The 22,073-nt window shown below is 62.7% G+C and carries 20 protein-coding genes; 12 read left to right on the top strand and 8 right to left on the bottom strand.

The window, feature by feature from the left end; all coding sequences use genetic code 11:
- Nucleotides 1-82 precede the first annotated feature (82 nt).
- Entirely contained in the window at nucleotides 83-997 is a 915-nt protein-coding gene (locus FEV51_RS02345) for a metal-dependent hydrolase (RefSeq protein ID WP_138615617.1), read from the top strand.
- A gap of 8 nt (nucleotides 998-1,005) precedes the next feature.
- On the opposite strand, the gene FEV51_RS02340 is transcribed toward FEV51_RS02345, so the two are convergent.
- Nucleotides 1,006-1,776: a phosphatase PAP2 family protein gene (locus tag FEV51_RS02340; protein WP_138615616.1), complete on the bottom strand. Its 771-nt coding sequence runs from the start codon at nucleotides 1,774-1,776 to the stop codon at nucleotides 1,006-1,008.
- A gap of 41 nt (nucleotides 1,777-1,817) precedes the next feature.
- On the opposite strand from FEV51_RS02340, the gene FEV51_RS02335 reads away from it, so the two are divergent.
- From FEV51_RS02335 to FEV51_RS02325, 3 genes are read left to right on the top strand one after another with little or no spacing between them, the layout of a single operon-like run.
- Nucleotides 1,818-3,200 (top strand): cryptochrome/photolyase family protein, encoded by a 1,383-nt coding sequence (locus FEV51_RS02335; protein WP_138615615.1) that lies wholly within the window; start codon nucleotides 1,818-1,820, stop codon nucleotides 3,198-3,200.
- Nucleotides 3,201-3,237: 37 nt separating this feature from the next.
- On the top strand, nucleotides 3,238-4,485 hold the full coding sequence (locus FEV51_RS02330) for an SAM-dependent methyltransferase (protein WP_138615614.1): 1,248 nt from the start codon (nucleotides 3,238-3,240) through the stop codon (nucleotides 4,483-4,485).
- Complete coding sequence (locus tag FEV51_RS02325; RefSeq protein WP_246034396.1) at nucleotides 4,482-5,672, top strand: serine hydrolase domain-containing protein; 1,191 nt, start codon at nucleotides 4,482-4,484, stop codon at nucleotides 5,670-5,672. Before FEV51_RS02330 ends, FEV51_RS02325 begins: the two co-directional genes overlap by 4 nt.
- Before the next feature lie 110 nt (nucleotides 5,673-5,782).
- On the opposite strand, the gene FEV51_RS02320 is transcribed toward FEV51_RS02325, so the two are convergent.
- The 3 genes from FEV51_RS02320 to purF all read right to left on the bottom strand — a co-directional run bounded on the left by FEV51_RS02320 (nucleotide 5,783) and on the right by purF (nucleotide 8,416).
- A complete protein-coding gene (locus FEV51_RS02320; protein ID WP_138615613.1) occupies nucleotides 5,783-6,130 on the bottom strand; it encodes a PilZ domain-containing protein in 348 nt (115 codons plus the stop codon).
- Between the two features lie 103 nt (nucleotides 6,131-6,233).
- Nucleotides 6,234-6,944 carry an SDR family NAD(P)-dependent oxidoreductase gene (locus FEV51_RS02315; protein WP_138615612.1) on the bottom strand — a complete coding sequence of 237 codons (711 nt, stop codon included), beginning with the start codon at nucleotides 6,942-6,944 and terminating at the stop codon, nucleotides 6,234-6,236.
- The gene (gene purF, locus FEV51_RS02310; RefSeq protein WP_138615611.1) at nucleotides 6,944-8,416 is read right to left on the bottom strand and encodes an amidophosphoribosyltransferase; all 1,473 of its coding nucleotides are present in this window, start codon (nucleotides 8,414-8,416) and stop codon (nucleotides 6,944-6,946) included. Before purF ends, FEV51_RS02315 begins: the two co-directional genes overlap by 1 nt.
- Nucleotides 8,417-8,601: 185 nt before the next feature.
- On the opposite strand from purF, the gene FEV51_RS02305 reads away from it, so the two are divergent.
- From FEV51_RS02305 to FEV51_RS02270, 8 genes are all read left to right on the top strand, one after another.
- Nucleotides 8,602-9,843: a lipoprotein-releasing ABC transporter permease subunit gene (locus FEV51_RS02305; RefSeq protein ID WP_138615610.1), complete on the top strand. Its 1,242-nt coding sequence runs from the start codon at nucleotides 8,602-8,604 to the stop codon at nucleotides 9,841-9,843.
- Nucleotides 9,836-10,513 (top strand): ABC transporter ATP-binding protein, encoded by a 678-nt coding sequence (locus FEV51_RS02300; RefSeq protein WP_138615609.1) that lies wholly within the window; start codon nucleotides 9,836-9,838, stop codon nucleotides 10,511-10,513. Before FEV51_RS02305 ends, FEV51_RS02300 begins: the two co-directional genes overlap by 8 nt.
- A 107-nt stretch (nucleotides 10,514-10,620) precedes the next feature.
- Nucleotides 10,621-11,160 (top strand): hypothetical protein, encoded by a 540-nt coding sequence (locus FEV51_RS02295; protein WP_138615608.1) that lies wholly within the window; start codon nucleotides 10,621-10,623, stop codon nucleotides 11,158-11,160.
- Complete coding sequence (locus FEV51_RS02290) at nucleotides 11,157-11,636, top strand: glutathione peroxidase (protein WP_138615607.1); 480 nt, start codon at nucleotides 11,157-11,159, stop codon at nucleotides 11,634-11,636. Before FEV51_RS02295 ends, FEV51_RS02290 begins: the two co-directional genes overlap by 4 nt.
- A gap of 78 nt (nucleotides 11,637-11,714) precedes the next feature.
- A complete protein-coding gene (gene dnaE / locus FEV51_RS02285) occupies nucleotides 11,715-15,188 on the top strand; it encodes a DNA polymerase III subunit alpha (RefSeq protein WP_138615606.1) in 3,474 nt (1,157 codons plus the stop codon).
- A gap of 35 nt (nucleotides 15,189-15,223) precedes the next feature.
- A complete protein-coding gene (locus FEV51_RS02280) occupies nucleotides 15,224-16,828 on the top strand; it encodes a long-chain fatty acid--CoA ligase (RefSeq protein WP_138615605.1) in 1,605 nt (534 codons plus the stop codon).
- Nucleotides 16,825-17,373 (top strand): pseudouridine synthase, encoded by a 549-nt coding sequence (locus tag FEV51_RS02275; RefSeq protein ID WP_187695306.1) that lies wholly within the window; start codon nucleotides 16,825-16,827, stop codon nucleotides 17,371-17,373. The genes FEV51_RS02280 and FEV51_RS02275 overlap by 4 nt, the downstream gene beginning before the upstream one ends.
- Nucleotides 17,374-17,383: 10 nt before the next feature.
- Nucleotides 17,384-17,812 carry a DUF1330 domain-containing protein gene (locus tag FEV51_RS02270; protein WP_138615603.1) on the top strand — a complete coding sequence of 143 codons (429 nt, stop codon included), beginning with the start codon at nucleotides 17,384-17,386 and terminating at the stop codon, nucleotides 17,810-17,812.
- Nucleotides 17,813-17,834: 22 nt separating this feature from the next.
- Here the strand turns inward: FEV51_RS02270 and FEV51_RS02265 are convergent, their stop codons facing one another.
- From FEV51_RS02265 to FEV51_RS02250, 4 genes are read right to left on the bottom strand one after another with little or no spacing between them, the layout of a single operon-like run.
- Nucleotides 17,835-18,920 carry a PA0069 family radical SAM protein gene (locus FEV51_RS02265; protein WP_138615602.1) on the bottom strand — a complete coding sequence of 362 codons (1,086 nt, stop codon included), beginning with the start codon at nucleotides 18,918-18,920 and terminating at the stop codon, nucleotides 17,835-17,837.
- Between the two features lie 40 nt (nucleotides 18,921-18,960).
- Nucleotides 18,961-19,488, bottom strand: a complete 528-nt coding sequence (moaB, locus tag FEV51_RS02260; protein ID WP_138615601.1) for a molybdenum cofactor biosynthesis protein B — start codon at nucleotides 19,486-19,488, stop codon at nucleotides 18,961-18,963.
- 1 nt (nucleotide 19,489) lies between these two features.
- Nucleotides 19,490-21,211: a lytic transglycosylase domain-containing protein gene (locus FEV51_RS02255; RefSeq protein ID WP_342773719.1), complete on the bottom strand. Its 1,722-nt coding sequence runs from the start codon at nucleotides 21,209-21,211 to the stop codon at nucleotides 19,490-19,492.
- Nucleotides 21,208-22,050: a hypothetical protein gene (locus tag FEV51_RS02250; protein ID WP_171033008.1), complete on the bottom strand. Its 843-nt coding sequence runs from the start codon at nucleotides 22,048-22,050 to the stop codon at nucleotides 21,208-21,210. Before FEV51_RS02250 ends, FEV51_RS02255 begins: the two co-directional genes overlap by 4 nt.
- Nucleotides 22,051-22,073 lie beyond the last annotated feature (23 nt).

The raw sequence follows: 22,073 nt of genomic DNA, 5'->3' as shown, positions 1-22,073 counted from the left end.
CGATAAATAATCTGAGGGCGGCGGGGTAATTTCCGCCGCCCTTTTTTGTTGCACGCGTTCGTTGCAGTGACAAAATGCGGCGATGGACAATCTTACCCACTCACTCGTCGGGGCGCTGCTGGGTCAGGCGGGGCTGAAGCGCAAGACTGGACTGGCGATGCCCGCGCTGATTATTGGCGCGAATTTGCCCGACGTGGATGCGGCGTGTTTCCTGTGGCTGGAGGGGGTGGAGCATCTCGGCTTCCGGCGCGGGATTACGCATGGGCCGATTGCCTGGGTGCTGCTTCCGCTGTTGCTGGCCGGCGCGCTGTGGTGGTTCGACCGCTGGCAGGACAGGCGCGGTAAGCGGCCCGAGGGGCGGCTGCCAATGCATTTCGGCTGGCTCTACGCGCTCGGCTTCATCGCCTGCCTCACCCACCCGGCTCTCGACTGGCTCAATGTTTACGGCATCCGTTTGCTGGAGCCATTTTCCAGCCAGTGGTTCTATGGCGATGTGCTGTTCATTATCGACGTCTGGCTGTGGGCGCCGATGGGCTTTGCAACATGGTTTTCGCTGCGGCGGGAGAAGCGGGGCGGGGAATGGCGGAAGCCTGCGCGCGTGGCGATTGCAGTGGCACTGGGGTATGTTGGGGTGAATGGCGCGATAACCTTTGCAGAAGAAAAAACTGGACCGCAGATATCCGGTTACACAACTATCGAAAGCCCTGTGCCGCTCGCATGGTGGCGTCGTGAGACACTCACCAAGGAATCCACTGGCAGATGGTGGATCGAGAGTGAAATCGTCGGAGAATGCGATGTTGCAGCGATACTTATGGAGCGGAACGGTGGAGACGCGCTAAACGCCTTCCTCTTCTGGTCCCGCGCACCCTTCGCTGAACGTGCGCCAGACGGATCGGTCCTGCTCCGCGATGCGCGCTTTTATGATCCCCGTGCACGTGATCGGTTTACTGTCGCGCTACCCGATGTGAAATGCGAGCCGCTTGCTCCCCTTCCTTGAGGGAGGGGTTAGTCCGTCGCCGGGTCCAACTTCTCCGCCGTGGGACTATCGGCTGCGGCCTTGGCGGGCTTGTACAGCAATGCTGCCGCCAGAAACGCCCACCCAGCGCCGCCCAGCCACCCGGCGGTCACATCGCTGGGGAAGTGCACGCCCAGCATCACGCGGCTCCAGGCGACCATCGCGGACAGCACCATGGCCGCCACGATAATCGTGTAGCGCACCGAATGACGCTGGCTCAGCGCGGCAAAGGCGAGCGCCATGCCGATATAGACGACGGCGGCACTGAAGCTGTGACCGCTGGGGAAGCTCTCGCCGCCGGCATGGGTGAGGTGCGGGACAATTTCAGGACGCTCGCGCCCGATCAGCGATTTGACGGCTGTATTGGCGATCCAGCCGCCCACCACGGTCAGCGCGAACAGTACCGCCTCGCGCCGCAGCTTCAGGAACAGCAGCGCCGCCACAGCGCCGATGGCGATCAGATTGCGCAGGAACACCCCGCCCAGCGAGGTCAGGTCGCGGACAGATTCCAGCAGCAGCTCGGACCCGCGCGGTCCCAGCTCGTCACCCGTGCGATAGGCGAGCAGGCCCATCTCGTCGAAGCTGCCGGTCTTCCCGTGCGTCACCAGATAGACCATGATCGCCCATCCGGCCCAGCACACCGCCGCAGCGATCAACGCCTTGTTACGGTTGATGGTGAACCCGCGTTCCGGCAGCCGCACGGTTTCGGCGGGGACGGGGGGCTCTTCGGGCGTGACAGTGTCGCTGGATGGGCTTTGCATGACAGGGGAACCAGCAGGCGTGGGCTTGGGTTCCTTGGGACATGACATCCCCGCAAATCGTATGGCTGCGGCGCGACCTGCGCCTGGCCGACCAGCCCGCCCTTTATGCCGCCGCACAGGCTGGCCCGGTGATCCCGGTCTATGTGCTCGATGATGATGCAGCAGGCGATCACGCCTATGGCGGGGCGTCGCGGTGGTGGTTGCACCATTCGCTCGAAAGTCTGGGCAATTCGCTGGCCCGCCGCCACTCGCAGATCGTGCTGCGACGGGGTGATGCGGTGGAGCAATTGCTGAAGGTCGCGGAGGAGGCCGGCGCCAGCTGTATCCATGCAATCCGTCATTACGAACCGTGGTGGCGCAAGGCGCAAGGGCGGCTAAAGGACAGCATCGAGCTGTGCCTTCATGACGGCAATTATCTGCTTCCCCCCGGCGCGGTGAGGACAGGGGCAGGCACGCCGTACAAAATCTATACGCCGTTTTCCAAATCGCTGCTGGACCATATGCCGCCGAACGACCCTATGCCCGAGCCGGAGACGATTTCCTCGCCAGAGAAATGGCCACAGAGCGACAGCTTGGACGATTGGCAATTGCTGCCAACCAAGCCCGATTGGGCGGGCGGGATACGCGAGTTCTGGCGGGTTGGCGAAGCCGCTGCGCATGAGCGGCTGGCCGAGTGGGAAGACGAGGTTGCGGACTATGACGATGCGCGCAATCTGCCGTCGGTCGATGGCTCCAGCCGGTTGTCCCCGCACTTGCACTGGGGCGAGATTTCGCCCGCGCAAGTGTGGCACGCGTTGGATGGTCGGCGGGGCAAGGGCTGGGAGGTCTATGCCAAGGAGCTGATCTGGCGGGACTATGCGCAGAATGTGATCTGCCAGACGCCCGACTATGCGAAGCAAAGCTACCGTGATGGCTATGCGGATATATGGCGCAACCCCAATCGCGGGCATCTGATCGCGGAGGATCTGCAGGCGTGGCAGCGCGGCCTGACCGGATATCCTATTGTCGATGCCGGAATGCGGGAGTTGTGGCAGACCGGGTGGATGCACAACCGGGTCCGCATGATCACCGCCAGCTTTCTGGTGAAGCATCTGCTGATCGACTGGACCCACGGCGAGCAATGGTTCTGGGATTGTCTGGTCGATGCCGATTACGGCAGCAACGGCGTCAACTGGCAATGGACCAGCGGGACCGGCGTCGACAGCAATATGTTTGTGCGGATCATGGCGCCGCTGACCCAGAGCAGCAAATTCGATGCGGCGGACTATATCCGCGAATATGTGCCGGAAATTTCGCATCTGTCGGATGATGACATCCATGATCCAGCAGATGAACTGCGCGGTGACTATCCGGTCAAGATGATCGCCCACCGCGAAGCACGCGAACGCGCGTTGGCCGCCTATCGGCAGAGCAGGAACGGCTAGCTTGCGTCCCGCCGCGCTGCACAGCATAGGGACGGCAATGGATGCCATCACCACGTTCCGCGGCCGCGAATTGATCGAAGGCGCCAACAGGTTCGCGCGCAAGCCCGGACTGCTTGCGCGTCTGGTCGCGCCGCGCTTTGAAAAGATGCTGGACCGGATCGATGCGGGACTGACTACAGGTTCGCTGAAGGTGATCCTGCCCGATGGTACGCCGCGCATTCTGGGTGGCCGCGCGGCGGGGTTCGATTGCACTGTGGAATTGCGCAGCTTCAACGCGCTGGTGCGGCTGGCCAGCAATGGCTCGGTTGGCTGGTATCAGGCGTGGGAGGCCGGCGAATGGGTCAGCCCCGACCCGATGTTACTGTGCGCCCTGTTTGTGCAGCACGCGCAATCGCTGGGCGACACAGCGCGGGCCAAGGGGCCGTTCCGTCACGCACTGAAGCTGGCGCATCTGGTCAATCGCAATACACATCAGGGCGCGCAGAAAAATATTTCTGCGCATTACGATCTGGGCAATGATTTCTATCAGGCGTGGCTCGATCCGACGATGAGCTATTCCTCCGCCGTTGCTGTGTCCGGCGATGATCTCGAGACAGCGCAACGGGGCAAGTGGGACGCACTGGAGCGGCGGATCGGCAATCCGGATACGCTGCTGGAAATCGGCTGCGGTTGGGGCGCGTTGGCGGACCATTTTGCGCAAGGCGGCAGCGCGGTTACCGCAATCAGCCTGTCCGACGAACAATTGGCCTGGGCGCGAACGGATCACCATTCTGACGTGGATTTCCGCAAGCAGGATTACCGCGATGTCGCCGGGCAATATGATGCCATCGTCAGCGTTGAAATGGTCGAGGCGCTGGGGCGCGAATACTGGCCGACTTTCATGGACAGCATCGCACGCAATCTGAAGCCCGGTGGGCGTGCGGCGATCCAGTATATCTCTCTGCGCGATGATCTGTTTGACGAATATGCCCGCAGCGCCGACTTCATCCAGGCCTATATTTTCCCCGGCGGGCTGTTGATCCGCACCAGCGAATTTCGCCAATTGGCAGAGGAACGCGGGTTGGCATGGCGGGATCAGGCCGATTTCGGTCTCGATTACGCGGAGACCTTGCGGCTGTGGCGCGACAATTTTGAACGTGCGGTGGCAGATGATCGGCTGCCGCAGGGGTTCGACACGCAATTCGTCGATCTGTGGCGCTTCTATCTGATGTATTGCGAAGGCGGGTTTCGTGGGGGCGGGATTGATGTCCACCAAGTGACTTTGATCAAAGGGGAACAGGAATGATGCGCAGGGTATTTGTCTCGGCATTGGCGGTCGCGCTGGCGGGCTGTGCCACGGCCTATGAAACGCCGATTGCCAAAACGCCGCCAGCGGTGACGCAGAGCACCCCAAGCCAGCAGCTCAGCTTTGCGGAGCAATCCTCGATCCTGTTCTGGAACGACCCGCGCCGGTCGGCCGCGTTCCGCAATATGGAGGGATCGTTCGCCGGTCTGGAGATCGCACCAGCCAATGCGCCGCGTGTATTGCAGCAGTCCAGCAATCCGCTTCCTGCCGAAGTTCAGCAGGCGATCCGCACGCATATGACGCAGACCAGCGCGGCGGGCTTCATGGTGCTGGATGATGGCGAGGTGGTGTTCGAGGAATACGGGCTTGGCTTTACGCCAGAAGGGCGCTGGACCAGCTTCTCGGTGGCGAAGAGCTTTACCTCGACCCTGCTGGGCGCGGCGATTGAGGATGGCTTTATCGGCAGCCTTGATACCCGAGTTACCAGCATCGTCCCGGCACTTGCGGGCACCGCCTATGACGGCGTTACCGTCGGGCAGGTCGCCTCGATGACCTCGGGCGTCGCCTGGAACGAGGATTACTCCGATCCGAACAGCGATGTCGCCAAAATGCTGGCGGTTACGCCTGTGGCGGGGGAATCGCAGGCGGTGACCTATGCCAAGACGCTGCGCCGTGAAGCCCCGGCGGGGGAGAAGTGGGTTTACAAGACGCTGGAGACCAATCTGCTGGGCCTGCTGGTCGAACAGGCGGCGGGCAAGTCGCTGGCGGCCTATGCAGCGGAAAAGATCGTCGATCCTGCTGGCTTTGCAGGCGGCATGTTCTGGATGCAGGATCTGACCGGCAACAATATCGGCGGCTGCTGCCTGTCCTTGCGGCTGTCGGACTATGCGCGCTTCGGCCAGTTCGTGCTGGAAGGCGGAGAGGGTGTGGTGCCGCAGGGCTGGTTCGCCGCTGCTGGATCGCCGCAAGTCGCATTCGACACGCCCGGCTACGGCTATGGCTATCAGTGGTGGAGCTATCCCGGCGGCAATTACGGCGCGCGCGGGATCTTTGGCCAGGCGATTGTGCTGGTGCCGTCAAAGCAGCTGGTGATCGCGCTGGTCAGCAATTGGCGGACCGCATCAAGCGGCCCGAACAATCGCCAGATGGCGCAATTGGTTGAACAGATCGCTGCTGTGCGCGACTGATTATTCAGGGATAAAAGTGGTGGCGGTGGTCGGCAAGCGGCGCACCGCCACCGACGACGAACGCGAAGCGCATGGTTCAGGCCAGCGCCCCGACGCGCCGCCGTCAAACCTTAGTAAGGGCGATAAGCACCTTCGCCGCTGTAGCGGGCGAGGATGTTGTCATGCACGATCGGGCTGAGCAGCTCGCTAAAGGCGCAGCCGACCATGCAGTTTTCCCACCAGACAACCTGGCCCTGAAGCGATTCGAGGCCGGGCAGTGTTAGCCAGCATAGCTGACCATCATGCATCCGGTTGATCGCCGCGGCGGAAAAGCCCGAAATCGACAGATCGTGAACCACAGTCTGAAACGCGCGGCCACCCGAGGCGCGCAGCTGGCCCGGAATGGTCAGCTTGGTGCGCGGCGAACAACGATCTTCCTGCGCGGCGAGCGTATAGCTGTCCTGGGTTTGATAGTTCATGGCGATGTCTTCCTGCCTGAATATGGCCCCGCATCGGGCGCGGGTGCCTAAGGGAGGAATCTGGGCCAGCGAGGTTGCCAAAACCTTTGCGGCGTTGGTTAATTCAACCTTCTACGCGCCCTCGGTGGAATGACGAATAATCATTAACAAGCAGCTTTATGAGCATATCTGCCACATCCTGCGGCGGCTTGACCGTTTGCGGGTCTTCGCCCGGATAGGCTTTGGCGCGCATGGCGGTGCGGGTTTTGCCCGGATCGATCAGAGCCACACGGACCTTGGAAATCTTCTCGACCTCCTGCGAGTAGCTTTCGAGCAGATTGTCGAACGCCGCCTTGGTCGCGCCATAGGCCGCCCAATAGGCGCGCGGGGCCGCGCCGACGCTGCTGGTCAGGCCAACCACCCGCGCGGCATCGGCGCGTTTGAGCAGCGGATCGAACGCCGCAAGCAGTGCCTGCGTTGCCAGCAGATTGATCGTAACCGCTTGCCCGAATTGCTTGGCATCAATCTGGGTAACCGATGTAAGGGTTGGCAGGTAAGCTGCGGATATTACAAGAATATCCAACTTATCCCAGCGTCCTGAAATGGCTGCGGAAAGGCGCGCGATACCGTCGCTTTCAGCCAGATCTATGGGGGCGATTGTGGAACTGCCGCCTGCCGCATGGATCCTGTCTTCAACCGCCTCCAAAGCTCGGACATCGCGGCCCGTCAGCACGACATGCGCGCCCTCTGCCGCCAGTGCCACGGCAGTGGCTGCGCCGATCCCCTTGCTCGCCCCGGTGATCAGGGCAAGCTTTCCATCCAGCCGCTTCGCCATCAGCTGGCCTTCGCTGCCGGAAATGCGAGCTGCTGCTGGCGTTCGTCACGCCGCGCCAGATCAGTGAGCGAGGTGGGATAATCGCCGGTGAAGCAGGCATCGCAAAACTGCGGGCAGCTGCCCTCGCGCGGGCCTTCACCCACGGCGCGATAGAGGCCGTCGATGGATACAAACGCCAGACTGTCGGCGCGGATAAACTGGCGCATCGGCTCAAGCTCCATCCGTGCGGCGAGCAGTTTGGAGCGTTCGGGTGTGTCGACCCCGTAATAGCAGCTGTGCGCAGTGGGCGGGCTGGCGACGCGGAAATGCACCTCGGTCGCGCCCGCATCGCGCATCATTTCGACAATTTGCAACGAGGTGGTGCCGCGCACGATGCTGTCATCGATCAAGACGATTTTCTTGCCTTCGACCAGCGCGCGGTTGGCGTTGTGCTTGCGCTTGACGCCCGCATGGCGCGCGCCGTCCGAAGGCTGGATAAAGGTGCGCCCGACATAGTGCGAACGGATGATGCCAAGCTCGAACGGAATGCCCGATGCCTGAGCATAACCGATAGCCGCCGGAACGCCGCTGTCCGGCACCGGCACCACCAGATCGGCATCCACCGGAGCCTCGCGCGCCAGTTGCTCGCCAATGGCTTTGCGAGCCTCGTAAACGCTGCGGCCGTCAAAGACCGAATCGGGGCGGCTGAAATAGACATGCTCAAAAATGCACGGGCGCGGGCTGTGCTTGCCGAAGGGATGCAGGCTTTCGACATTGCCGTCGAAATCCACCCGCACCAATTCGCCCGGTTCGACCTGGCGGACGAATTCGGCACCGATCACGTCGAAGGCGACGGTTTCCGAAGCGAACAGGATGGCGTCGCCGATGCGGCCCATTTGCAGCGGGCGGATACCCAGCGGGTCGCGGCAGGCGATCATGCCCTCTGGCGTCATCACGACCAGCGCATAAGCGCCTTCGAGCATCCGCAGCGCATCGACCAGCCGGTCCACAATCGTGGGATAGCGGCTGGTGGCGACGAGGTGAATGATAACTTCGGTGTCGCTGGTGGACTGGAATATCGAGCCGCGCTGGACCAGTTCGGACCGGAGCGATCCGGCGTTCGAGATATTGCCATTGTGGGCCACCGCAAACCCGCCGCTGGCCAGTTCGGCATAGAGCGGCTGGACATTGCGCAAGCCCGCGCCGCCGGTTGTCGAATAGCGCACATGGCCCGCAGCCATGAAGCCCGGCAATTCGGCAATAGCGTCAGAGGATGAGAAGTTCTCGGCAACATGGCCCAGCCCGCGCCGGGCGTAAAATTCTGCCCCGTCAAAGCTGATAATGCCCACCGCTTCCTGACCGCGGTGCTGCAAGGCGTGCAGCCCCAGCGCGGTTGCGGCGGAGGCATCGGTTGCGTTGATCGCGCCGAAAACGCCGCATTCTTCGCGCAGGCTGTCGCCATCCGCATCGTGAAAGGGGTGAGTTAGGTTCATGCCGCTGCGCGCGCCCGCTTTTGGTACCCTGAAGATGCCCAGCCCAATGGCGATGTTACAGCACTATTACAAGGCTGGTGCGGTAACCTTGCGGTGGGTTGCTGGCGGATAGCCGTTGCGCGCCGCCGCCGCCGTGCCTAAACGCTGGCGCAAGCTTCCTGTAAAACCATAGCAATCGAGCCGTCTTGATCCTCTCCCCCTTCGAATGGACGATTACCAAACGCTACCTGCTTCCGGGCCGGAGCGAGGCTTTTATCGCGCTGGTCGCGGGCATTTCGATCACGGTCGTGATGCTCAGCGTGGCGATGCTGGTGATCGTGATGAGCGTGATGAACGGCTTCCGCGCCGAATTGCTCGACAAGATTGTCGGCCTCAACGGCCATGCCATCGTCCAGGCCTATGGCGGGCGGATGGATGATTGGGAGGATGTCCTTCAGGAAGTGCGCAAGACACCCGGCGTGGTCGAAGCATCGCCGCTGATCGAACAGCCGCTGCTGACGACCTTCAATGGCCGGGTGGAAGCGATCCTGCTGCGGGGCAATACCATGCAGGACATCGCCGATCTGGGCACCAAGGTGGTCAGCGGCAATATCTCCGAGCTTAAGGCAGGCGCCAGCAAGGTCGCCATTGGGGTCCGGCTGGCCGAGAATATCGGCGCGCGGGTCGGCGATACGATCACGATCATCAATCCGCAGGGCCGCAGCACGCCCTTTGGCACTGTGCCCCGGCAGGTCGGCTATGAAGTCGCTGCGATCTTTGAAGTGGGCGTGTACGATTACGACGGCGCGTTTGTGGTCATGCCGATGCAGGATGCGCAAACGCTGCTGCTGATCGGCGAGACTATCGGCATGATCGAGGTCAAGGTGGAGGATCCCGATAAGGTTGGCGAGATCCTCGAACCGGTGCAGCGCGCGGTGGCGGGCCGGGCGGTGGTGTCCGATTGGAAGACCATCAATTCCACCCTGTTCGAAGCCTTGCAGGTTGAACGGGTGGCAATGGCCTTTGCCTTGAGTTTCATGGTTTTGGTTGCGGCCTTTAATATCCTGTCGAGTCTGGTCATGCTGGTCCGCGCCAAAACCCGCGATATCGCGATCATGCGCACGATGGGGGCGACGCGGCAGAGCCTGCTTAAGATATTTGTCACCACCGGCTTCACCGTCGGGGCAATTGGAACTGTCGCCGGATTGATCCTCGGCTTCGTGGTACTGTATTTCCGCGAAGGCATTGTGGAAGTGATCGGCGCTGTAACCGGGCAGGAGCTGTGGGACCCCAGCGTGCGGTTCCTGACCACGCTGCCGTCCAAGACCGATCCGGTCGAAGTGGCGATGATTGCTGGTCTGGCGCTGGTGCTTAGCTTCCTGGCCACGCTGTACCCCGCGCTCAAGGCGTCGGGCACCGATCCTGTGCAGGTGCTGCGTTATGAGTAATGTCCCGGTGGTCGAATTGCGCGGCCTGACCCGCAGCTTTGAACAGGGCGGAGAGCGCATCGACGTGCTGCGCGGGGTCGATCTGGCGGTGCAGCCGGGCGAGATTGTGGCGCTGCTCGGCCCCTCGGGCTCCGGCAAATCGACTTTGCTGCAAGCGGTCGGCCTGCTGGAAGGCGGCTTTGGCGGCGAGATCGTGATTGCCGGGCACGCGGCGGAGAAAAGCAACGCCCGCGCGCGGACCACGCTGCGCCGCGATCATCTGGGCTTTGTCTATCAATTCCACCATTTGCTGCCGGATTTTGACGCGCGCGAAAACGTCGTGCTGCCGCAATTGGTTGCTGGCAAGCCGCGTGAAGAAGCGCGAGAACGCGCCGAACTGCTGCTCACCGCGCTGGGGCTGGGGCACCGCATGACCCACCGGCCCAGCCAGTTGTCAGGGGGCGAACAGCAACGTGTCGCGGTTGCGCGCGGGCTAGCTAACCGGCCTGCACTGGTGCTGGCCGACGAGCCAACCGGGAATCTGGACGAAGCCACCGCTGATAAGGTGCTGGCGCAATTCCTCGAACTGGTGCGCGGCGAAGGCAGCGCAGCGCTGATCGCGACGCATAACGAGCGGTTGGCAGCCAAGATGGACCGTGTGGTCCGCCTGCATGAAGGGCTGTTCGAATAACTCTGCGGTAAGGCCCGTTCGCAGGATTGACTGCGCATCCGGTCGAAAGCGGTTTTCGACCGCTCCCATGATCTGCCAGCGTCATTCGTATCAGGGAAGTCTGCACCATGCTTTACGCCGCCATCGCCCTTATGCTTGCCCAGTCCGCCACTGCTGCGGCACAAGCAGCCGCACCGCCGCCGCGCCCGCCGCAATGCGACAGCGCGGCCCATGCAGCGTTCGATTTCTGGGTTGGTGAGTGGGATGTCTATCCTGCCAGCGGCGACACGCCAGTGGCCGCAAGCCGCATCGAACGGCTGTATAATGGCTGTGCGGTGCGCGAAAACTGGATGCCGCTGAAGGGGACGGGCGGGGGCAGCCTGAACAGTCTGGACCCGGATACGGGCCGCTGGCACCAGACCTGGATCGGCAGCGCGCCGGGGCGGGTTGAATTTGTCGGCGGGCCAACCGGCGCGGGCCGCATGGTGTTGACCGGCTATTGGGACAATGTGAACGGGCCGGGGCAGGATGCGCTTGTGCGGATGAGTTATACGTTGCAGGACGATGGCTCGGTCCGCCAGCATGGCGAGGCCTCGACCGATCACGGGCTCAGCTGGCAAACCAGCTTCGACCTCATTTATCGTCCCAAGGGAAGCACCGCGCCATGACCACCATTGCCGATTTCACCGCCAAGACCAATCGCGGCGAGGAACTGGATCTGAGCGACAAGCTGGGCAAGGTGCTGTTGGTGGTCAACACCGCCAGCAAGTGCGGCTTTACCCCGCAGTACGAAGGGCTGGAAAAGCTCTATCAGGATTTTGGCGACGATGGTTTTGAAGTGATCGGCTTCCCCTGCAACCAGTTCGGTGCGCAGGAACCCGGCGATGCGGACGAGATCGACCAGTTCTGCAAGGTCAATTTCGGCGTGACCTTCCCGCTGATGCAGAAGGTGGACGTCAATGGCGGCGATGCCAGCCCGCTGTATGACTGGATGAAGGCAGAAGCGCCCGGCCTGATGGGGTCGAAAACCATCAAGTGGAACTTCACCAAATTCCTGATCGACCGCGAAGGCAATGTGGTGAAGCGTTACGGCCCCGCCGATGCGCCTGCAGGGATCGCCAAGGATATTAAAAAGCTGCTGTAAATGCGGAGCTGTCCACAAGTGGACAAAATCACCACGTCTGGCTCTATCGAATCGCGCCACTCGTCCTAATGTAAGCGAATGCCTTACAAGCCCTTCGTCCCGCTGCGCGTGCTGTCCGCCTATTCCATGCTGGAGGGCGCGATTGAGCCCAAGGCGATGGCCAAGCTGGCGAAGGAACGCGGCTTCCCCGCTATCGCCATTTGTGACCGCAACGGGCTGTACGGCGCGGTGATGTTCGCCAATGCCTGTATGGCCGAGGGTATCCAGCCGATCATCGGGACATTGCTGGGCGTCGTGCGCGAGCATGAGGGCCGCCATGTCGATTATTTGCCGCTCTATGCGCAGGACGAGGCAGGCTACGATAATTTGTGCCATCTGGTCAGCAAGGCGCATCTGGGCCGCCCGCTTGAACTGGAGCCGCATGTCACGCTGGATGATCTGGAAGGTCATACCGACGGGCTGATTGCGCTGACCGGCGCGAGCGAGGGCGGGGTGACGCGGTTGCTGGCAGAGGGGCAACGCGATCATGCCGAGGCGCTGCTGACCCGGATCGAGGCACTTTTTCCCGGCAGACTGTACATCGAGTTGTCACGACGCGGCGATCCGGTGGAGGAAGCGGCGGAGGCGGCGCTGGTCGACCTTGCCTATGCCCGCGATTTGCCGCTGGTGGCGACCAACCCTGCCAATTACGCCGAACCGCATATGCACAAGGCGCATGATGCGATGCTGTGCATTGCCGGTTCGACCCATGTTGATGCCGAGGACCGGGCGCGCTCCAATCCGGAAAGCTTCGTCAAAACCGCACATATGATGGAAGAGGGCTTTGCCGACCTGCCCGAAGCGGTGGAGAATTCGCTGGTCATCGCCCAGCGCTGCGCCTTTGCGCCGCCCTATCGCAAGCCGATCCTGCCCAGTCTGGCAGGCGATATCGAGGGCGAAGCGCGGATGCTGGCGGCGGATGCGCGCAAGGGTCTTGAGGCCCGGCTGGCGCCTTATGGCGAATTGGGCGAGGATGAGCGCCAGGCCTATTTCGACCGGCTGGATTTTGAAGTCGGCATCATCAACCAGATGGGTTTCCCCGGCTACTTCCTGATCGTTGCAGACTTCATCAAATGGGCCAAGGATCACGACATCCCGGTAGGTCCGGGGCGCGGTTCGGGCGCTGGTTCAGTGGTCGCCTGGGCGCTGACGATTACCGATCTCGACCCACTGCGGCTGGGGCTGCTGTTTGAACGCTTCCTCAACCCGGAACGCGTGTCGATGCCTGACTTCGACATCGACTTCTGCGAAACCCGCCGCGGCGAAGTGATCCGTTATGTGCAGGCGAAATATGGCCACGACCACGTCGCGCAGATCATCACCTTCGGCAAGCTGAAGGCCCGTGCGGTGTTGCGCGATACCGGGCGCATCCTGCAAATGAGCTACGGCCATGTTGACCGCATCTGCAAGATGATCCCGAACCATCCAACCGATCCGTGGACCCTGCCGCGCTCGCTCAATGGAGCGGCCGAATTCCGCCGCGAATATGACAATGATGATCAGGTGAAACGACTGGTCGATCTGGCGATGCAGCTGGAGGGTTTCCCGCGCAATTCGTCCACCCATGCGGCGGGCGTGGTGATTGGCGACCGGCCGCTGGCGCAGCTGGTGCCGCTATACCGCGATCCGCGTTCGGATATGCCGGTGACGCAATACGACATGAAGCATGTCGAAAGCAGCGGGCTGGTAAAGTTTGACTTCCTTGGGCTGAAAACCCTGTCAGTGCTCAAGAAAGCGGTCGATCTGCTGGAAAAGCGCGGCGTGACCATTGATCTGGCGGGTCTCGAACTGGACGATCCGCGCGTTTATGAACTGATGAAGGCGGGCAATACGGTTGGTGTGTTCCAGCTGGAATCCGAAGGGATGCGCCGCACGCTGACGGCAGTGAAGCCCACCAATTTCGGCGACATTATCGCGCTCGTTTCGCTCTATCGCCCCGGCCCGATGGACAACATCCCGCTGTTCGGCAAACGCAAGGCGGGCGAGGTGCCGATCGAATATCCGCACCCCAAGCTTGAGGGCATTCTCGCCGAAACCTACGGCATCTTTGTCTATCAGGAACAGGTCATGCAGGCCGCGCAGATCCTGGCCGGATACTCGCTGGGCGATGCCGATTTGCTGCGCCGTGCGATGGGCAAGAAGGTTCAGGCCGAAATGGATTCCCAGCGTCTGCGGTTTGTCGATGGCTGCGGCAAGGTCAGCGGGATCGAACCGGCAAAAGCCAATGAGCTGTTCGATTTGATCGACAAATTCGCCGGCTATGGCTTCAACAAATCGCACGCTGCGGCCTATGCGTTGCTGGCGTATCAGACCGCGTGGCTGAAGGCGCATTATCCCGAGGAATTCTTCGCCGCATCAATGTGCTTCGATATGCACCAGTCGGAAAAGCTGGCGGTGTTTGTCGATGACGCACGGCGCAGCGAAGTGGCTGTGCTGGCCCCGTCGATCAATCATTCCGAAGCAGAATTCACTGTCGAACAGACCGACGAAGGATACGGCGTGCGCTATGCGCTGGCAGGCATCCGCAATGTTGGTGAGAAGGCGATGGAGGCGATTGTCGCCGAGCGCGAGGCCTCCGGCCCGTTCGACAGTCTGCAAGATTTGTTTGAACGGCTGCCCAAGGGCGCGATGAACTCGCGCCAGCTGGAAGCGCTTGCCAGTGCCGGTGCGCTTGATGATCTTGAACCGGACCGGGCCAAGGTGTTCGGCAATGCCGATATGCTGCTGGCCGTGGCCGACGCTGCTGAACGCGAGCGGTCGAGCGGGCAGCACGGGCTGTTTGGCGGCGAGGACACGCAGGGGGAAACCCTGCGGCTTAAACAGGTGGAGCCGTGGTCCCGCGCTGATCAGATGGCGAACGAGAAGGAATGCTTCGGCTTCTATTTCTCCGCCCACCCGGTCGAGGCATTCCGCCAGATCGCCTCGGCACAGGGTGCGCGCAGCTATGCCTCGTTGATGACCAGCGGTGCGCCATCCGGCGGGCGGTCGGGCGCAGTGATGGCGGCGATGGTGGAAGGCGCTAAGAAGGGCATGACCCGGCGCAACAAGCCGTTCGTGCGGGTCGATTTCTCCGACAGTTCGGGCCAGTTCAGCGCCGCCTGTTTTGAAGAGGGCATGGTCGACAGCTTCCTGAAATGGGCGGACGAGCAGACCTGTGTGAAGCTTTCGGTAGAACTCGACAGCCCCAGCCCCGATGAACCGCCGCGCATCACTGTGCGCGGCGCAGTTCCGCTCAGCGAAGTGCGCGGATCGATGCCGATGCAGCTGACACTCGACGTTACCGATGTGGCGGCGTTCGAGGCGCTTAAGCTGGAATTGGGCGCAGGCGGCAATGGCAAGGACGAGGTGCTGGCGACGCTGATGACCGGCGCCGATGTGCCGCCGCTGCTGCGCCTGACTGGCGGCTATACGCTGGACGGCGACATGGCGGAGCGCTTGGCAAGTGTGCCGGGGCTTGGCAGAGTGGAATTATCGGCGCGGCGCGGTGCGCCCAATCTGCGACTGGTCGCTTAACCGCGAACCGGCGCACTCACAGGAGAGACAGGCGAATGCTCGGAGCGATGCAGGACTGGACCATGCGTGTCACCACGGTGATCGACCACGCGGCGCGGGAAGCGGGCAGCCGCGAGATTGTCACTCACTGGGGAGATGTTAGCGAAACCCGTACCGATTGGGCCGGCATTCGCCGCGACGCACTGAAAATGGCGCAGGCCTTGCAGTCACTGGGCGTCAAACCGGGCGACCGCGTGGCCAGTCTGGCGATGAACCATTCGCGCCATCTGGTCAGCTGGTACGGCGTGGCGGGCATGGGCGGGGTGCTGCACACTGTGAACCCGCGCCTGTTCGATGATCAGCTGGAATATATCGTCGGCCATGCCGAGGACCGCGTGCTGCTGTATGATGCCGCGTTTCAGCCCATCGTTGACCGGATGCGCAGCAAATGGCCAACCATCGAGCATTACATCTGCTACGACCCGCCAGCCGGGGCCGATGCCACCGGCTTTGAGGATTGGATCGGCGCACAGGACGGCGATTTTGCCTGGGTGCAGGGCGACGAGCGTGATCCCTGCATGCTCTGCTACACCAGCGGCACCACCGGCAATCCCAAGGGCGTGCTGTACGAACACCGCTCCACCGTGTTGCACGCGATGGCGGGCTTGCAGCCTTCTGCGTTCAACTTCAGCGCGTCCAGTGTGATGCTGCCCGTGGTGCCGATGTTCCACGCGGCCAGCTGGGGCCTGCCCTATGCGGGTGCGATGGCGGGTGTGAAATTCGTGTTCAGCGCAGTCAACGATCCGGCGGTGCTGGACGATCTGATGAAGCGCGAAAACGTGACCGACAGCGCAGGCGTGCCCACCGTATGGCTCGCGCATTTCCAATATTGCGATGCGCAGGGGATCGAACTGCCCAAACTGCACGCCGCCACCATCGGCGGATCGGCCGCACCAAAGTTCATGATCGAACGGCTGATGAAAAACGGCACCCGCGTCCAGCACGCCTGGGGAATGACCGAGACCAGCCCCATCGGCACGGTCGGCGGGCCAACACATGATTGGGACCAGCTCAGCTTTGACGAGAAAGTCGCCAAAACCGCCATGCAGGGCCGCCCGGTCTTCGGCGTGGAACTGCGTACAGTCGATCTCGACGATTTCACTAAGGAACTGCCCCGAGATGGCGAGAGCAGCGGTGCGCTGCAAATTCGCGGGCCTTGGGTGATCCGGCGCTATTTCAAGGCTGAGCAGGATGCAGTCACGGCGGATGGCTGGTTCGACACCGGCGATGTTGGTATCATCCACCCCGACGGCACGCTGCAATTGACCGACCGCACCAAGGACGTGATCAAATCGGGCGGCGAGTGGATCAGCTCGGTCGAACTGGAAAACGCCGCCGTCGGGCACCCCGCAGTGGCGGAAGCCGCAGCGGTGGGAATGTACCACCCCAAATGGGACGAACGCCCGGTACTGTTCGTGGTTCGCAAGGCAGGCGCTGATCTGAGCGCGGATGAGGTGATCGACCATCTCAAGCCGCTGGTCGCCAAATGGTGGCTGCCCGATGCGGTCGAATTCGTCGACGATATCCCGCACACGGCGACGGGCAAGATCAGCAAAAAAGACCTGCGCGAACGCTTCGCGGATTATGTTCTGGCAGAGTGAGCCGGCTGATCCTCCTCAACAAGCCGTTTGGCGTGCAGTCGCAGTTCAGCGGCGGCGCGGGCGGTGATGCGCGCGATACGCTGGCGCATTTGGTGGCGGTGCCCGATGTCTATCCCGCCGGGCGGCTCGACAAGGATAGCGAAGGGCTGCTGTTGCTGACCGATGACGGGCGGTTGCAGGCGCGCATTGCCGAGCCCCGGCACAAGATGCCCAAGACCTATCTGGCACAGGTGGAGGGTGTTGCTGACGAGCCGGCGCTGGCCCAATTGCGCGGCGGAGTGATGTTGAAAGACGGCATGACCCGGCCCGCTCAGGCCGAGGCTATCGAGCCGCCCATGCTGTGGGAGCGTGATCCGCCGGTCCGCTATCGCAAGACTGTGCCTGATAGCTGGCTGTCGCTGACCATTACCGAAGGCAAGAACCGCCAGGTGCGACGCATGACCGCAGCGGTTGGCCTGCCCACGCTGCGGCTGGTCCGCTGGCGCGTGGGGGATTGGACTGCCGATGGATTGGCACCCGGCGAATGGCGCGAACTGTACGTATGAGGAGATCCGCATGACGCAGTATATCGATCCTAGCCCCGCCAATTTCGCGCGCTTCAAGGACTTGCCGCGCGACCAGCCGATCCACATGCTCAACCTGCTGCGCTACCGCGATCAGGCGGCCTATCCCGAGGGGCACGGACATGCTGGCAAAGGCTGGAGCGGCCAGCGCGCCTATCAGGAATATGGCAAAACCAGCGGCCCGATCTTCCGCCGCGTGGGCGGCAGCATCGTGTGGCGCGGCGCGTTCCAGACGATGGTGACCGGGCCGGATACGCAGCGATGGCACGATGGCTTCGTGGCGCAATATCCCAATGCGGACGCATTTTTCGAGATGATCAAGGACGCGAATTACCAGCAAGCGGTGGTCAACCGTACGGCGGCGCTGGCGGACAGCAGACTGATGCGGTTTGAACCGGGCGAAGGCGGGGCGGGGTTTTAATCTTCTGTGGCACCGGGAGTGGTCACAACAACCGCAACTGCCCGCCCATCGCTGGGCGTCTGAACTGTGTGCAATCCAGCGCGAATTTCGCCTTGCCCAACCCCGCGCGTTTGCAGGCCAGAGCGAATCGGGCGCGGAAGAGGTCGGCCCATACGCCGCTGGGTTTGAAGCGGGTGTGGAAATTGGGATCGTTGTCTTTGCCTCCGCGGATTGAGCGGACGATGCTCATCACCTTGTCGCCGCGCTCAGGGTAATGGACTGACAGCCATTCGCGGAACAACGGGGCGACTTCATGCGGCAGGCGCAGTGGTATCCAGCCCACGCTGTCCACGCGCAGCGCAGCGGCGCGGCTGACGATGTCCTCCATATATTCGTCGGTGATTGCGGGGATAACAGGCGATATCATGCAATGCGTCGGAATGTCTGCTTCGGACAGTTTGCCCAGTGCTGCCAATCTCTTGAGCGGCGATACTGCGCGTGGTTCTAACTTGCCAGAAAGCCTGGCATCAAGGCTGGTAACCGAAATTGCGACGGCCACCAAATGTCGCTCCGCCATGACTTTCAAAATATCGAGATCGCGCAGTACGCGGTCGGATTTTGTGGTGATGGTCACCGGGTGGCGAGCATCAAGGCAGACCTCCAGCACGCTGCGTGTGATCCGATAACGGTCCTCGATCGGCTGGTAGGGATCGGTGTTGGTCCCCATCGCGATGGGGCGGGGGCGGTATTTCGGCTTGGCGAGAGTGGCGCGCAGGATTTCTGCGGCATCGGGCTTGGCGAACAGCTTGGTTTCGAAATCCAGCCCCGGCGAAAGATCGTGATAAGCGTGGGTGGGGCGGGCAAAACAATAAACACAGCCATGCTCGCACCCGCGATAGGCGTTGATTGAGCGGTCGAACCCGATGTCGGGCGACTGGTTGAAGGTGAGGATGGTGCGCGGCCGTTCCTCGGTCACAGTGGTGCGAAGTTTCACCGGCGGTCCGTCGAGCGCCTCCATATGATCGCGCCAGTCGCCATCGGCCTCGCGAGTCGCCAGTCCAAAGCGGGTCGAAACCGCCGCAGACTGCGCACCGCGTCCTGAAACTGATGGGTCTTTTGGTTGCTCCATGCATGAGAACATACATGGAACATGTTATGTAGGATAGAGCCTACCGCTCGCGCAGGCGGGGCATGAGATCGACGAAATTGCAGGGTTGGTTCCGGCTGTCGAGTTGTTCGGCAAGGATGCGGTCCCAGCCGTCCTTCACAGCGCCATTCGAACCCGGCAGCGCAAAGATATAGGTGCCGCGTGCCAGCACTGCACAGGCGCGGCTCTGGATGGCGCTGGTGCCGATGGGTTCATAGCTGATCCAGCGGAATAGCTCGCCAAAGCCGGGGATGTCCTTGTCCTTGACGCGGTCCAGCGCCTCGGGTGTGACATCGCGCCCGGTCAGGCCGGTGCCGCCAGTGGTGATGACGCAATCGACCTGATCGTCATCGATCCAGCGGTGCAGATGCGCGGCGATCTCGTTCTTGTCGTCCTTGCTGATCTCGCGGTCGACCAGTTCGTGACCCGCATCGGTCAGGCGCTGCACCAGAATATCGCCCGAGGTGTCGTCCACCGGCTTGCGCGTGTCGGAAATGGTCAGCACCGAAATCCGTACCGGCTTGAAACTGCGCTTCTCGTCAATCGGCATATCAGCGGGTCCTTGGGAACATGGGCCAGTCATTTTCGGCCAGATCGATGCGGCTGGGCGCCTCGGCATCGGCCTGGCGCAGGTACATCCAGTAATTGCGCATCACGATGGCAACATAGCCGCGCGTTTCCCAATAGGGGATCGATTCCATATAGAGCAGCGGATCGCCCTGATCGCGGATTTCGCTTTCCCAGCGGGCCACGGGGGTGGGGCCGGCGTTATAGGCGGCCATGATCTTGGGCAGGCGGCCCTGCGTAAAGCCTGACTGGCTGAGCGACTCAAGCGCGCGCTGACCGAAGGCGAGATTGGTGGCCGGGTCTTTCAGATCGGCATAACTGGCGTCGAGATTGATCGAGGCGGCGTATTCGCGCGCGGCGATGGGGCGGATCTGCATCAACCCGATGGCATTGGCGGGGCTGACCACGCTCTCGCGGAAGTTCGATTCCTGCAGCGAATGCGCGAAGGCCAGCGCCGGATCGACGCGCCAGCCGCCGCGCGGGACGTGGGCGGCGATCGGATAGCGCAGGCTGGGTTGCGATGACGCTCCGCTGGGCGCATTGTAAGCCATGAAGTTCTGTGTGCCCGCCAGCCCCAGCGCGCGCGCCAGCCGGGACAGGGCGGCGTAATCGCCCGGCTCGCCCACACGCGCCTGCCAGCGCAAGGCCTCGTCAGCCTCATCGCGGCGACCCAGCTCTGCCAGCATCACCGCCTGCCGCACTGCTGCCTGATCGGCGATGGAGGACCAGTCGCTGGCGGTCAGATCGGGGCTGGCGTGGGTGGCGGGCAGCGTCTGGCCCAGCTGTTCATGCGCCAGCATCCCATAGAGCGTTTCGGGAAACCGTGCTGCGCCGCGCAATTGCTCGTCGGCGTTCTCAGGGGCGCGGCAACGGATGAAGGATCGACTGGCCCAGTAATGTGCCGCCGCCGTCAGCGCCGGGTTATAAGAAGCGCCAGCAGCGCGCTGGAACGCCGCAGCGGCCTGGTCGCAATCGCCCAGCCGCCATGCGGCCAGTCCGGCGGTCCAGTCACCCTCCGCAACCCATGCACCGGTCCCGCCGTTGCGCACGGTTTCCGCCAGCGCGAAAGCCTGCGCATCGCGATTTTCGATATAATAGCTCCAGGCGACCTTTTGCCGCCATTCGGCGCGTGTCTCGCCAGAAAGCCCCGCATCGATCCCGTCCAGCAGGACCCGCGCGCCGTCGGGGTCGTCATTCTTGATCCGGTCATTGATCGCGGCGCTGACATCGCCGGGCATGGACCCGTCGCTGATCGACGACGGGCGGATACGCTTGATCATTCCCGGCTGCCGGACCAGTTCACGTTTGCGCGGCAGATCGGGCGTAAACTCCAGCCCGCGGGTCTGGCCCAGCCGGGCAATGCTTTCCGCCTGCGGCAGACGGCTATAGCGCGCCAGCCAGTCCTCGATACGCGGCAGGGCGACGCGCGGGCTGTCGGGATGCAAATAATAGGCCGCCAGCGCCGCGCCATGCATCGGCCCGTCGCCGCGCTGGGCGAGCATGACCTCGACCCGGTCCCAGTTCCTGCCGTCGATCGCCTCGAACAGGGAACTGTAATACAGCCGGTCATCGCTGCTGAGCAGCTTTGGCAGCCCGGCGGCGTGCGTGCTGGTGAAATATTTGACGCTGGCGTCCTGCGCCTGTGCAGCGAGGGGAGCAGCACCTGCGAGCAGCAGTGCGGCGAGAAGTGCGGTGCGTATCATCATCGGGTCCAGTCGAGCCAGGATTGCCAGAACCGCTGCCGCCTGCCTGCGGAGCGGGCCAGCTCGGCGAGTTCGGGAGCGAGAAGGAAGGGCATATTCGTACCGCCGCAATCGAGCAGGAACGGCGTGCGAGCTGCATCGGGGGGCGCGCCGAACAGCGGCGCCATCGCGCGCCCGAACACCAGCACACGTTGCGGCGCGGCAATTGCGATGTGGTGGCAGGTGACATCGCCCAGGCCGCGCGCCGCCAGCCGGTCCCATTCTGGCAAGGCCATCGGTGCGGGCAGCGCGCTGGCAAGGTAAGCCTCATGTTCGCCAATCCCCATTGCGCGCAGGATCGCGGTAAGCATGTGCCCCGCACCGCCGGACAGCAGCGACTCGCCATCGTCGCGTTCCGGCTGTCCGACCAGCACCAGCAGCCGTGCACCCGCCGCGCCGCGCGGCGGCAGACGGGTATCAAGCGCACCGGGCGACAGCGAAGGCTCCGTCATCCACCATTCGCGCAATTTGGTGAGATCATTTGGCCAGGTGTCGCGCGGACCGCCAATCTGCTTGTCAGCCTCATCCGGCGCGAGCGCGCGTTCGAGCGGTGTCGAGCGGACCGGGGCAGGGGGTAGCTTGGGTTTGGGCGCCGTTACGGCCTGCTCCGCTTCTGGCTGTTTCAGCCAGCTCTCCGGCTCGTCGTGAAATGCGGTGTCGACACCCGCCTCACGCCACCAGTCGAGCGCCGCCTCAACGGCTTCGAGCGGCGCGAAATCGCGCGAAATGGGGGGTGTGGTGTTCATCATCCGTCCGGCGAGGGTCTTGACCTCATCCGCCCCAGCAATCAAGGCATCCGGCAAGGTTCTTGCGACGAAAAGAGAGA

This window comes from Qipengyuania marisflavi (assembly GCF_005884405.1).
GTDB classification, from domain to species: Bacteria; Pseudomonadota; Alphaproteobacteria; order Sphingomonadales; family Sphingomonadaceae; genus Qipengyuania; species Qipengyuania marisflavi.
The sequence above is the reverse complement of the archived record's forward strand: the minus strand, read 5'-3'. Positions and strand labels throughout refer to the sequence as shown.